General features: G+C 62.3%; 8 protein-coding genes. 3 read left to right on the plus strand and 5 right to left on the minus strand.

The features are described 5' to 3' along the window. Window positions 1–678: 678 nt before the first annotated feature. Both RXV90_RS07610 and RXV90_RS07615 read left to right on the plus strand, forming a co-directional pair. Window positions 679–1,380 (plus strand): hypothetical protein, encoded by a 702-nt coding sequence (locus RXV90_RS07610; protein WP_316647929.1) that lies wholly within the window; start codon window positions 679–681, stop codon window positions 1,378–1,380. Next, on the plus strand, window positions 1,377–1,994 hold the full coding sequence (locus RXV90_RS07615) for a hypothetical protein (RefSeq protein WP_316647930.1): 618 nt from the start codon (window positions 1,377–1,379) through the stop codon (window positions 1,992–1,994). The genes RXV90_RS07610 and RXV90_RS07615 overlap by 4 nt, the downstream gene beginning before the upstream one ends. Before the next feature lie 282 nt (window positions 1,995–2,276). On the opposite strand, the gene RXV90_RS07620 is transcribed toward RXV90_RS07615, so the two are convergent. The 4 genes from RXV90_RS07620 to RXV90_RS07635 all read right to left on the minus strand — a co-directional run bounded on the left by RXV90_RS07620 (window position 2,277) and on the right by RXV90_RS07635 (window position 9,238). Beyond that, window positions 2,277–3,215 (minus strand): LamG domain-containing protein, encoded by a 939-nt coding sequence (locus RXV90_RS07620; RefSeq protein ID WP_316648218.1) that lies wholly within the window; start codon window positions 3,213–3,215, stop codon window positions 2,277–2,279. A 15-nt stretch (window positions 3,216–3,230) separates the two neighbouring features. Then, window positions 3,231–4,664, minus strand: coding sequence for a calcium-binding protein (locus RXV90_RS07625; RefSeq protein ID WP_316647931.1), 1,434 nt, complete (start codon window positions 4,662–4,664; stop codon window positions 3,231–3,233). 59 nt (window positions 4,665–4,723) lie between these two features. Beyond that, window positions 4,724–6,928, minus strand: a complete 2,205-nt coding sequence (locus tag RXV90_RS07630) for a PA14 domain-containing protein (RefSeq protein ID WP_316647932.1) — start codon at window positions 6,926–6,928, stop codon at window positions 4,724–4,726. A gap of 384 nt (window positions 6,929–7,312) precedes the next feature. Then, entirely contained in the window at window positions 7,313–9,238 is a 1,926-nt protein-coding gene (locus RXV90_RS07635; protein WP_316647933.1) for a glycosyltransferase family 39 protein, read from the minus strand. A gap of 227 nt (window positions 9,239–9,465) precedes the next feature. On the opposite strand from RXV90_RS07635, the gene RXV90_RS07640 reads away from it, so the two are divergent. Continuing rightward, window positions 9,466–10,461 carry a glycosyltransferase family 2 protein gene (locus RXV90_RS07640; RefSeq protein ID WP_316647934.1) on the plus strand — a complete coding sequence of 332 codons (996 nt, stop codon included), beginning with the start codon at window positions 9,466–9,468 and terminating at the stop codon, window positions 10,459–10,461. Between the two features lie 16 nt (window positions 10,462–10,477). Here the strand turns inward: RXV90_RS07640 and RXV90_RS07645 are convergent, their stop codons facing one another. After that, a complete protein-coding gene (locus RXV90_RS07645) occupies window positions 10,478–11,113 on the minus strand; it encodes an NAD(P)-dependent oxidoreductase (RefSeq protein WP_316647935.1) in 636 nt (211 codons plus the stop codon). Window positions 11,114–11,211: the final 98 nt, after the last annotated feature.

The raw sequence follows: 11,211 nt of genomic DNA on the forward strand, positions 1-11,211 counted from the left end.
TCGGTGCCCAAAGGTCTTCCTCTCCGCAATCGCCCTCGCAGCAACCGTCATCTATTGGCTATGAGTCCTGACCCTAGTGCCAATTGCGGTCGCGAGTAGGGAACCTATCGTAGCCGCTAGCATTTGACGCAGGCAGACAAGGCATCCACACGGAGGCAAAAGGTTTCGCGAACGAGCGATACTTACCAAGCGTAAAAGAACTCTTCCCCAAATCCAGATTCAGAAACACCAAGCCTGCCGGGCTGAGCCAAACATACTTCTCAAATCGTATTAGCGCTGCCCCAAGGGTGGGTGAGAGACACAAAAAGGCATTTTTGCCAAGGAAATCTTATGACAAGAATGGAAGTCTGAGATTGGATTGAAAGCCTGAGACTGGATTTTGCCAGCGATCCCATGATGCCAACTCCAGTGTCAACCATCCTCACATTTGGCAAGAGTGCGATCACCTAGGTCGGAAGCGCCGGCTATAATGAAGGGAAGGAGCAGTTCCGGATTCCTAATGGAGCCTCTCAGGAGATCGCGGCGAGAGCTTAAAGTATTCCTATGAAGCGTTCGATCTCATGATCGGCAGATTATGGGTGGCCTCCACTGGCCGCGATCCCACATCTCGCCCTTGAGGTGCAATCCATAGCCATATATTGTGCTCTGCACGGCTAAAGTCCGGCAAAGGACTTGGGCATGCCGGCAGGTGAGAGCCGCGGCGGTCGGAACAAGAAAAGGAGATTGCTTATGGCAAATGAAATCTCGCTCCCCGATCCAAAGCGCTTCAACCTTGCTTCCTTCGCGGAGCTCCTCGCTGCGCGTGATCCCATTCCCGGGGAAGATCCGGGGTCGTTTGATGGTTTCCACGAGGGCTTGATGCGATCGCTTTCTCCGGCCACGCCATATGAATGCGTCATTGCAGAGAACCTCGTTGTCATCGAGTGGGAACTTTTCCAGCAGCGCCGCATGCGCGACAATTGCCTCCGCAAGGTTGTCCGGGGCGCCATCAAGCACGCTGTCAGGGCGCAACACCTGAACGCACACGATGCCGCGCTCGATGCGGAATGGGAGCGCTACGTTGCGGGTGGCGGGGATGAGGACGCTTGGGAGGAACCTTTCGAGTTCGACGAGGCCGCCGCGGAGGAAGCCGGTGACGAACTCGCGACGCGGGCCGTGTCGCGCGATCGGTCGATCCAGGAAGCGGCGTATGCAGAGATCACTGAACTTGGCCTGGAGCCAATTGAACTTTTGGGGGAGGCATACCGCAAGTACAACGGTTCGCACCGGACACACGACGAGAAGATTCAGGAGCTCGAGCGGCGGCGGCGCGAGGTCAAGAGGGACTACGACGCTTTGCAGAAGGCGCGTCCTATCGAAGGCGAGGTCATCGAGGGATGACAACGAACGACATCGCCAGGCGAAATCGCCGGAATGCACAGGGCAGCACCGGACCAAAGAGCGCCAAGGGCAAGGCCATCGTCGCGGGTAATGCTCTGCGCCACAGCGCGACGGCGCGCCCTGACCCCAAGAGCGTTGCCACCTGGCTTTCGATCATCCTCGACAAATCTATCTTGTCGCCGGAAGATCTGGTGCCGACGGACGACCATGGAGTTCGCGCGCTCTTGCTTGCAGAGGCAGAGGTGCGTCTGGTCGCGGCAGATCGTGCGCTGAGTGCTTTCGAGCGGGGAGAAGCCGAACCGGACCAGGCGACCCGGGAGTTAGGCGACATGGCGGACCTTATTGCCGACGACCTCAGCCAGGGCTTGGCATCGAGTAGACAGGTCCGCTCGGGCATCGCGCTTTTAAGGCGTATTGCCCGCTTCGAGTCCGAGGACACCCGTCCAGGTGGTCGGCGGCATCGCCTCCTGAAGCGCTACCTCCGTGAAGCTCGTGCTCAGCGAGGGCGCGCGCTACAAGCGTTTCTCGACATCATCGCGAATGACAAGAGGGGGAGATATCGCTGCCTGAAGCATAGGATTACCGAAACAAAGCCAGATGCAACTAAGAGCTGAAATTTCAAGGTGGATTTCCTATAAAATACTGATTTTTATGCTAAAAATATCGTCTAGTTTCCTCAAAAATTGATGAAAATTGATGACGGTGCGCGATAGCGTGTGCAGGTAGCGTTTACGTCTGTCCGGCATGCCTCCTTTTTCCGTCATGCTCGATCAACCTGCGTTTACGCGCATTTCCCCGCAAATCAATTCATGAAGCCAGAATGGTCTACCTCTGGCGACATGCATGCTTCGTCGGGTGCGTCCTCGGGCAGGCCGTCGACCTGCCCGAGCGTCCTGTTAGAGAAGAAACTCCTCGACCACGTCCTCTTCCTCTTCCGGAACTGGCGCATCGTTGCGCACCTGGTCGTTTCGCAGGAAATTGATAAGCCGTAATTCGCCGGGTGCGTCTTCGGAAATCGAAGCTGCCGAGCTTGTCTGCCGTGACGCCGTTGTATCGTTTCCGGTCGCCACGTCCTCGATGCTCTTCACTTCCGATTGCCTCATTGCAAACCGCAACCTGAAGCCTGACAGTACGCCTCCCGCATCGCTGTCCACCGTGGTGCCGTCGGCGGGCGTCTCCGTCGCATCTGGAGACGGTGCGGTGTCCTGCGGTTTGGCGAAGAGCCGGTTCCGGAGACCGATCCACATCGAGGGGGCCGGTTGCTGCTCCCCTTGCGACGGCTGACCGTCGGGATCGCCGTTTTCCACCAGATTCTCCGTCGGCTCCGGCTCCGGCTCCGGCTCAGGCTCGGGCTCCGGCGGCGCGGGCGGCGCCATGCCGCCCGCTTCCCCGGTCGGCACTTCCGTTTCGGGGGGGCTGGCTTCGGGCACCTCCGGCGCGGCTCCTCCGAAAAGCGGATCGAGCCCGGACGGTGCGCTGCCTGAACCGTCGAGGAACACGACCTCGCTGTCATGGAGCACCCGGTCGTACATCGCGATATTCTCGATCGTGCCGTTGAAGTGCCATTGCAGGTTGTCGTCCTCGCCCTGGCGCGTGCGGGTCGAGGCCCCGATGACAAGATCTTCGGCATTGCCCGACATGCCCGCCGGAAAGCCGTTGCCCGTGTCGACGAGATCGCCGTTCACGTAAAGCTGCGTGCCGGTTTCATCGAAGGTGAAGGCGACGTTGTAGGTTTCGCCCGCCTCCACCTTTCCGGGCAAGTAGAGGTATTCCTCGCTTTCGGTGCCCTGGAAGCGGACCTTCAGGTGACCGTGGCCGGTGACGTAGATCGTCAGGTGGCCGCCATCCTCTTAGCCTGAGTGATCTTTCGAGATAAGGGCCTGGTTCTGGTCGTTCCCGGGAAGATCGGCCGTGAAGGCGAAGGCTACGGTGCCCGATGTCAGCGCCTGCGCATCGGTATGTGCGATCTCGGTCGTGACCGCGCCGGTATATTCGCCGCCTTCGTGGAACAGGACGACATTGGGCGCCTCGGTGCCTTCCGGGAGGGAGGAGGCGAATTCCACCGTGCCGTTCTGCAGCCAGCTGTTGTGCGAATAGGCGCGGGGATCGGCCTCGATCGGGTTGCCGTCGACGTCGCGGCTGTCGTAGCCGAAGAGCCCGTCATGCTGCCAGGCGGTTTCCCCGGTCGGCGCGAGCGCTTCCTGCAATTCGTCGATGGTGTCGACGATGCCGTAGGCGGCGCCGGCATTGGTCTCGATGTCCTCGAGTTCCACGCGGTCGCCGTGCACGACAATATAACCGAGGTAATCCTCGTCATGCGCGCCACCGTTCTTGCCCTGCTGGGAATAGGCGGTGATGACCGAGACGGTTTCGTCATCCACACCATCGCCATCGGTGTCGACGGTCATGTAATCAACCTTGACCTGCGTAGTGTGGCCGATGACGGCGATCCTGTCTTCCTCGGCGTCGTAGTCGGCGATCACGTCTATGCCGAAGCCGTCGACCCAGTGATCGTGCAGCCGGTCGTTTTCGCCGGCCACGCCCATCCAGTCGATGGTGCGGTCGTCGTTGACGTGGTCGAGAATGATCTCTTCCTTGGCGTTGATGTAGGTTTCGAACAGGAAGAGATCCTTGCCCGCGCCTCCCACCAGTACGTCGTCGCCGACAATGGGCTGGTCGATCCAGTCGACGAGTTTGAGATAGTCGGGATCGACCGAGGGATCGGGGAAGGCGCGGGAGGGATCGCCGATCACGAGCTGGCCGATCCGCATCTCGCCAACATCGGAGCCGCTTCTGAGGATATCGTCGCCGTCGCCGCCGATCAGAAGATCGCTGCCGCGCCCGCCGTCCAGTAAGTCGTTGCCCGCGCCGCCGTCGAGCATGTCGTTGCCATAGCCGCCAAGGAGCGTATCCGCGCCCGCTTCGCCATAGACGGTGTCGTCGCCAGCGCCCGCCTCGACGGTATCGGCGCCGCCGCCTGCATAGAAGGTGTCGTCGGCGACAAGCATGGCCTCGGGGCCGGAGGGGTTGGTGAGGGCGTCTCCGGGACCGAACTCGATCAGGTCGTTGATTTCGGCCGCGGTTAGCACGTCCTCGGACGAAAAGCCGCCCCAGAGACCGAAATCGCCGATTGCGCCTTCAAACGGGTTGCGCAGATGGTCGTGATCGGTGGCGAATTGCTGCGCCGTGTCGTTCACATGCGTCTTGTACTGGTCGGCCCCGAAGACCCAAGGTTCCTCGTTCTGGAGGATGTAAGCCTCTGTATAGACATTGGGCGAAGACACGTCGCCAGAAACCGGATCCCAGGCCGAAGCGGGCAGGGCGTCGCCGTCGACATAGACGGCTACACCGTCTGCGGTGAAGGAAACGGCAAGATGCGTCCACTCGCCCAGGAATGGTTCGATCCCCCGTCACCGGGGGCCATCCTGAGGAAAAGCCCGCCCTCGTCGGTGTGACCGAGCCGGAAATGCCCGCCATCGCCCGACCCGCTCGCGTCCTTGCTGACCATCATCGAAAAATCGGTCAGGTCGTCGGGGCGCACCCACATGGTTATGGTGCCCTGGGTGATCTCGTGGCTGGTGTCGTGAGCAAGGTAGGCGTAATCCGTCTCGCCGTTGAAATAGAGCGCACCGTTCTCGAGCTCGCCGTGCCCCTCTGTCGCGCCGTCTGTCCTGAGATGCGCCTGGTTTTCGTAAAGCGTGTAGGCCTTGATCGCCGGGCCCTCGCTGCGGGCATCGGAATAGGCGCCCTCGCTGCCGTCGGCGAAACTCCAGTAGCCGATGGCGCCCGGCAGGCCGGTTTCCTCGGGCTGGGCCGTTTGGGTCAGCGTGTCAGCCGCGTTTGTGCCGGTGATCGTGTCGCCGGCGACCTCGACCGTTCCGAGCTGTTCGAAGGTGCCGCGGGTCAGTTCCGGCGTCTCGGCTTCGGGGGTTGGGGCCGACAGCATGTCTTCGGTGAAATTCACGTTCTCGAAATAGGCTGCCGGATTCCCGGTGACCGGACCCAGGTCGTCCGGTGAACGGGTGTCGTAGCCGTGATAGGTGACCCCGTCGATCATGGTGGTTTTCGTGTCGCCCAGCGGGTAGCGCGCTTCGGCGAGCTCTGATCCATCCTCGACGATCCCGTAGGTGACGTTGGCATCAGTGACGATGTCTTCCTTATAGACGAGATCGCCGTGGACGATGATCTGCCCCATCAGATCCATCGCATGGGCTCCGCCGCCGCCGTGCTGGTTCGAGATCACCGTGACGATGGTTTCCAGCGCGTCGTCGCCGATCACGTCGGCATGTTCAACATAGACATTTGCGGTGTGGCCGATGACGGCGATGAGATCTTCGGCTGCGTTGTAATCTGCGATGATATCGATGCCGAAGCCATCGACCCAGTGATCGTGAAGCTCGTCGTTCTCGCCCGCGACACCGGCCCAGTTGATCGTGCCATCGGGGCGGATGTGCTCTTCGATGATGCCGAGTTTCGCGTTGATCTGGGGAGAGATAAGGAAAGTGTCCGCACCCTCGCCGCCGATCAGGACGTCGTCACCGATGAGCGGCTGGACCTCGTAGCCCTTCAGAATCTGGAGCTCGTTGTTGACCTCGCCGTCGGGATCCTCCCGCGTCGGCATGCCGACCGCGAGCTGGCCGATCCGCGTGATCCCGGTGTCCGAGCGGGAGATCAGGAGGTCGTCGCCCGCGCCACCGATCAGCACGTCCGATCCGCGCCCGCCGTCGAGCACGTCGTTGCCCTCACCGCCGTCAATGATGTCGTTACCATAGCCGCCGAGCAGAAGGTCGTCGCCGCCGAGGCCGGAAATCACGTCGTCTGCGCCCTTGCCTTCGATGATATCGCGCGAACCGGTGCCTGTGCCGTCGATCGGCGTATCGAGGCTTTCCGCACCGAGAAAGGAACTTGGGTGATAATCCGCTGCCGGGACGAGTGCGACATCCGCAGGGGGCGACTGGAAATCCGTCTCGCTCTGATAGAAGGCACTTTGATCGACCGACAGCCCGTCGATTTCCATCGACAGCGCCATGCGTCCGCCCGCATCGAAATAGAGAAGTTCGATTTCGTATAGGCCGCCCTCGAATTCGCCTGCCTGCGTGGTTTCCGCCGTGGCGCGGGTGCCTTCATAGGCGCTGAAAGGTTCGCCGCCGATGGAGAGGGCGAAGCCGTCGTCGGAGACCACCGAGATCTCGTGCGTGCCGGGCGGGATATAGATGAAGCCGGTGAAGGAGAGGCCCGAGGGGCCCATTTCGTAGAGGCTGCCGTCGCCCGAGAGGCTGACGGCATCGTCGGCAAGGAACTCGGACACCGTGGTATCGCTCGATCCTGCAGCATAGAACAGCTCGCTTGCCGTGAAGGTCAGTTGCGGGGGAGACTGCATCATCTCGCGCAGCATGCCGATGTTCCAGATCGCGTCACCGGTCACATAGACTGCGCCTGTGAGGCCGGTGCCTTCGCTGGGCACGAAGCCCTCAGGGTCATGGGCGAGGGTGGGGGAAGATACAGTGATGGGGGCCGTCGCCACGGGGGCGTCGTTTTCGGTCGTCATGGCAAGGGTCTCCCGATGACGACCCTGTGGGGGCGGGCCGCCAAATCCTTTAAGTGCTCCGTTGTCGATCCCGCTCGCCGCGGCGGCATCCCTCCGCCGATCCCGATGGCTGCCGGATCAGCGGCCGACGGTAGGGGGAAATGTGGCAAAAAAACGTCTGCGGGCGTGTGGCGGGACGCAGCCGGCGGACTGGGTTAAGTTAATGAATTTGAATGCGATTTCAGAATTAGTGCGAAACAAAGCTCGGTGCGCAGGCCATTCCGGGGTGTCATTGTTTCTCGTTGTTCGAAGATGATCGGCGGAAAACAGTTCGTTTCAACGGAGAATATCCAACCGCCTGATCCATCGAAGCCTTGTGGTTCGATCAGAAAGGCACCTGAAGGGCTAGCCCCCAAGCTCCACGAATCGCGAAGGGCCGATCGTGAGTATGCGCTCGGGCGAGAAGGCGCGGAACCCCTCGAGCTCGTCGAGGGTTCGGGCCTCCGTCTCGATCAGCACGCGGTGCCCCGCGGCAAGAGCGGCGTTCACGAAACCCGTGTCGATCACGCCGGTCAGACGGTTGCCGACGGCCATCAGCATATCGGGGCGCGCCAGAAGCGAGGCCATGGTTTCGGGTCGGCCATAAATGACGGTGGGGCCGGGTTCGCGGGCAAGCGCGGTCGAGATCTGGTCGGCCCGGTCGCGCCTCGCCTGGGACATGCCGAGATCGCCCACCGGCCCCAGCCCAGCGGCCATGCCGATGCCAGCGGCGGCGAGCAGCGTTGCGGATCGTTGCAGGCGCGGCCTCAATGCCGGGGAGAGAACCGTCAAAAGAGCGAGGCCAGTCAGGACGGCGAAGACCGTTTTCGACACCGGCTGGTGCATCGCGACGAGGCCACTGGTCGAAGCCGAGGAAACCGCCATAACCGCGGCGAAGCCGAAGAGAAGGGCGAGAAGCACGCTGCGTGCCGCAATCCCGCTTTCGCGCATAAGCCGCTGCATCAGGAGCGCGCCCAGGATCGACAAAAGCGGCAGCACGGGCAGGAAGTAGCGCATGTTGAGGCCGAGGCCCCCGTGCCAGGCTCGCATGATAAAGGGCGCCATCCAGATCGCGGTGAAGATCGTCGAGAAGATGGCCCAGCGGCGGGCTGCCTTCGCTTCCGGGCGGAAGGCGAGAAGCAGAAGAAGCGCGCCGAACCATGGCAGGCTTTGGCCCAACGCCTTCTTCGGCAGACCCCAGAAGAGGCGCGTCGCCTCGCCCGCCGGTTCGACACCGGGCCGGCCTTCGTTGATCGCCGTCATGTCGAAGACAAGAACGTGGATGCCGTGAAGCGCGGTCAGAAGCAGGTGCCGGGTGGCGGGCAGGGCGGCGGCCAAGGCAAGGGCCGCGAGGCCCGCGCCGATGACAATGCGCCGCGACGGACGCCAGGCGGTGAGCCGGAGCGCGACGAGGCCCGCGAGCCCCAGTAGAACGACGCCGCCCAACGGCAGGTAATTTGCAAGATCGATCCCGCTGCCGTCGAACCGGCCGTAGGAGAGGGGGTTGTAAGTGCCGAATTTCACCTGGTTTGCCAGCGAGAGAAGCGCAACGGGCGGCAAGAGCCCGGCGGCGCCGCCCGCGATCATCGCGACGGGCGCGCGGGCGTAGAGGATGACGAACGCCCCGATTGCGGGAAGGGCGAGGATCACGTCGGCCCGGAACGTCATGCCAATGCCAATGATAAGCCCCGCAAGCACGGCACGTCCGGCGGCGGTGCGGGGCCCCTCTTCATGGGCGAGGAAGGTGAGGGCAAGCGCTGCGGTGGTGACGAGAACCGCGATCGCATGGGGCCAGATGCCGTAGGCATATTCCAGGAAATAGGTGCCGAAGGCCAGAAGACCCGCCGCGCCGAGCGCCAGTGTTGCATCCCCGGTCAGCCGCCGCGCTAGAGCGAAGACAAGCCAGAGGGTGGCCGCCGCCGCGACCGCATTCGGGAGGATCATGCCGCGGATCCCGAACGCGCCATAAAGCGGCGCGCCAAGGACCGCTGTTCCCGGGGGATATTGCGGAGCGACGCCGTTGGGCCCGTTGACCGTGAGCCAGAGAAGCAGGTCGTCCGATCGGAACGTAGTCCAGCCGTTCTCGACCGCGAAACTGCCAGCCTCGGACAGGGCATGAGCGCCCAGCACGTAGATCATCTCGTCGATGATGAAGCCGCCCACGGCGGCGATGGCCGTTCCGGCGATTACAAGAAACCCGAGCCCGAGGACGATACCCTGAAGCGCCCGGCCAGAAAGGAGGGGGAGTGCCGCCTGAACCGTACGCGGGCCCTTTGCATCTGATGTCGCCATGGTGATTTTCGCGCTGCCGTCCGTCCCGATGTAACACCCATGCCTTTCGAAAATGGCAACAATTGGGCCTGAGCGCGGGTTTTGATTACGTTTTCCGTGCGGTCCCGGGGGATATTCCTTGCGCGTATGGAAGGTGCAGGGCGACAGTTTGCCGGGTGATCCGACATATTGATGCCCAACTCATGGTGCATGAACGATCCCGACCAGGACGGAGTGGGCGGTTCATCATGCGTGTCGAACGCGATTTTTCTAAGAAGACCTCGAGCAAGGTGAGCCGCAAGCTCATCATCCAGATCCCGTGCCATAACGAAGAGGCGCAGCTGGCCGAAACGCTCGGGGATCTGCCGCGCGAAGTGCCGGGGTTCGACAGCGTCGAATGGCTCATCATCGATGACGGTTCCACCGACCGGACGGTGGAGGTGGCACGCGAGTGCGGTGTCGATCACGTCATCCAGCTTGGCCACAACCGTGGGCTTGCCACGGCGTTCATGCGTGGGCTTGAAGCGGCGGTGAAGCTGGGCGCCGATGTCATCGTGAACACCGATGGCGACAACCAGTATTCGGCGAAAAACATTCCTGACCTGACCGTGCCGATCCTCGAGGGCGAGGCGCAGATCGTCGTGGGTGCGCGCCCGATTTCGACGATCGCGCATTTCTCGCCCCTGAAGCGGTCGCTGCAGAAGCTGGGCAGCCTGATGGTCCGGATCGCAAGCGGCACCGATATCGTCGATGCGCCCTCGGGCTTTCGTGCGATCCACCGGGACGCGGCGATGCGGCTTTATGTCTTCGGGGCCTATACCTACACGCTGGAGACGATCATCCAGGCCGGACGGCAGGGTATTCCGATCGTCAGCGTGCCGGTCGAGGTGAACGCGCCGACGCGGGAATCGCGGCTGATCAAGTCGATCCCGCAGTACATCCGCCGGTCCGTCGTGACGATGTTCCGCATCCTCGTGCTGTACAAGCCGCTGAAGGTTTTCACGCTGATGGCGCTGATCACGGCGCTGCCGGGGATCGCGGCCTATATCCGCTTCCTGATTTTCTATTTCTCGGGTCAAGGCGGCGGGAACGTGCAGTCGCTCGTGATAGGGGCGGCGCTTATTGCCGTGGGCGCGATCTTCTTCATGGGCGGGCTGCTGGCCGATCTGATTTCGGCGAACCGTACCCTTCTGGCCGAGATCCGCTCGCGCCAGATCCAGGCCGAGATCGAGCGGGCGGGCTGAGCCTGCCCGATCGGCGCTAACGCGCCAGCACCACGTCTTCGCGGATGTTCAGCCCCTCTTCGGCGGCGCGCACGGCGTAATGCGCGACATTGGCGCGGGAGATCATGCCGTTTCGCCATGTCGCCGGATCGCTCAACACCCTGTAGGTGCCCGTGGCCTTGTTGTTCGTCAGGATCACCGGGCGCGCGATTGTCCAGTCGAGGTGGCTCGCCATAATCATTTCTTCCTGCCGGTCCTTGTCCGCATAGGGTTTGCCGAGGATCGCCTTGTGGCCTGTGCGTTCTATGAAGCTCATTGCCTGGCGGCTGCGGCCCGCACCGAAGCCCGTGATCGCGATCAGACGGCGGGGGCCCGTGTTTTCCATCGCTTCTATCAGGATGCGAGTGCTGTCGGAGAAGAGCGTGACCTCCTGCCAGAGCATGGCGACGCTTTCCTTGATTCCGAGCGCGTAGATTACTGCGTCGCAGCCCTCCAGCGCGCGGGCCACGTCATCGGGATTTAGCGCGTCGCCCGAAAAAGGCTCGAGCTTCTGGACCGGGGCGAGGCTTTCCGCGCTGCGGGCGAAGGCGCGGACGTCATGCCCCCGCTCCAGCGCCGTTTCTCTTACCCGGGCGCCGATGCCAGAGGTCGCGCCCATCACCAGGAGTTTCATTGCATCCATTTCCTTCAGACCGGTGCTCTTCAACTTAGGCACCGATTGCGCATTTCCCAGATGGGGGCGCTTGACGCTTCGGCGCTGCGCTTTCTACC

This window comes from Ovoidimarina sediminis, from assembly GCF_032586175.1.
GTDB lineage: Bacteria > Pseudomonadota > Alphaproteobacteria > Rhodobacterales > Rhodobacteraceae > Ovoidimarina > Ovoidimarina sediminis.